We start from the raw sequence: 1,887 nt of genomic DNA, 5'->3' as shown, positions 1-1,887 counted from the left end.
GTGGCGGCGACTTGCGCCTCGATCAGTTGCTGCAGGCACTGCTCCAGCGGGTAGTCGGCGTGGGTGCGGTTCCAGTCGTAGACCACCTGTTGCTGCTGCGCGGCATTCAACAGCGGCAGCTCGGCGATGCGCTGCTGCGGCTGGGCGACGATGGCGGCCAACAGGCCCTGCCAGTGCCCGGCGAGCTGGGCAATGGTGGCTTCGTCGAACAAGGCCGTTGCGTAGGTCAGGAACGCACCAATGCCGTGTTCATGCTCGACAGTGTTCAATGCAAGGTCGAACTGAGTGGTATGGATTTCCCAGTCGAGCGCCTCCAGGGTCAGGCCTGGCAGGCGCCGCGTCTGGCCCCTGCCCTCGCTGCCGTGGTTGTGCATCACCTGGAACAACGGGCTATGGCTGAGGCTGCGCTCTGGCTGCAGGGCTTCGACCAGTTGCTCGAACGGCAGGTCCTGATGCGCCTGTGCGCCGAGCCCGGCCTGGTGAACTTGCGCGACCAGCGCGTCGAAGGTGGTGCTCAGGTCGAATTCGGCCTTGAGGACCTGGGTGTTGACGAAAAAGCCGATGAGCCCCTCGACTTCGCTGCGAGTGCGGTTGGCGATCGGGACGCCGACGCGGATGTCGTTCTGCCCGCTGTAGCGGTGCAACAACGCCTGGAAGCTTGCCAGCAGCAAGGTGAACAGCGTCACGCCCTGACGCTTGGCCAACTGCTTCAGCGAATCTGCCAGCGCATCGGCAATGGCGATGTCGAGGCGTGCCCCTGCATGGCTCTGCACTGCACCGCGCGGGCGGTCCAGCGGCAACTCCAGTACCGGCTGTTCGTCCCCCAGATGGGCCGTCCAGTAGCCCAGTTGCTTCTCGCGTTCACCCGCTTCCATGAACTGCCGTTGCCACAGCGCGTAGTCGGCATACTGCACAGGGAGCGGCGGCAATTGCAGCACCTGCCCGGACTTGCCGGCCTCGTAGAAACGCACCAGCTCGTCGACCATGATAGGTGTCGACCAGCCATCGGAGACGATGTGGTGCAGGGTCAACACCAGTACATGGTCATCCGCCGCCAAACGCAGCAGCTTGACCCGCAGCAAGGGCCCCTGCTCAAGGTCGAATGGCTGCTGAACTTCCTGCTCGACCCATGCCTTCAATGCCGCGCTGGCATCGGCATCGACGGCCTTGAGTGTATCGATGACCAGCTCGACGGGCGCTTCGGGGTGAATCACCTGCACCGGCTGGTCACTGTCGAGGTGAAAAGTGGTACGCAGGGTTTCGTGTCGCGCGATCAGGGCATCGAAGCTGGCCTGTAGCGCCTGAAGGTCAAGATCGCCCTTCAGACGCAGGGCGACCGGAATGTTGTATGCGCTGCCCTGGGGGTCCATTTGCCAGAGAAACCATTGCCGCTGCTGGGCGTAGGACAACGCCAGCGCCTCCCCCGGCGCTCTCGCAGGGATCGGCGCGACTCCGTACAAGTTGATTCCCTGACGCTTCAGGAGCATGGCCAGAGCGTGACGCTCTTTGGTGGACAACGATTTGACGGAGTCGAGCAACGCTTGCACTGATGTATCCCCTATGAAATCAGTTCATCAATTTCCTCCGTGGTTAGACGTTTGAGCGCCTCCAGCGATTTAGCCAGTTCTGCCTGAATCGGATCGATTTGCTGATTTTTCTCTTCGAGGCGACGCGAGAAATCCGCCAGCAGGGGATGCTCGAACAGCTCCTTCAAAGTGGCGTCGATGCCAGTCGCCTCGCGAACACGCACGATCACCTGGGTGGCCGACAGCGAATGGCCACCCAGGGCGAAGAAGCCATCGTTCAGGCCAACCCTTTCGAGCTTCAGCACGTCTGCCCAGATCGCCGCGATCTGTTGCTCCAGCGCGTTGCGCGGGGCCACGTAGC

Annotated in this window: 2 protein-coding genes; both read right to left on the bottom strand. The window is 62.5% G+C overall.

The genetic code is table 11. The features are described from left to right. Positions 1 to 1,547 (bottom strand): condensation domain-containing protein (locus ACF8RA_RS12600; protein WP_392488201.1); only part of this gene is annotated, 1,547 nt, incomplete at its 3' end. A gap of 11 nt (positions 1,548 to 1,558) precedes the next feature. Next, positions 1,559 to 1,887: phosphopantetheine-binding protein (locus ACF8RA_RS12595; RefSeq protein WP_392488200.1), on the bottom strand; the 329-nt coding region annotated here is incomplete at its 5' end.

This window comes from Pseudomonas sp. FYR_5, assembly GCF_043106315.1.
Taxonomy (GTDB): domain Bacteria; phylum Pseudomonadota; class Gammaproteobacteria; order Pseudomonadales; family Pseudomonadaceae; genus Aquipseudomonas; species Aquipseudomonas putida_Y.
Note: the sequence above shows the minus strand (reverse complement) of the source record. Positions and strands in the feature narration are given on the sequence as shown.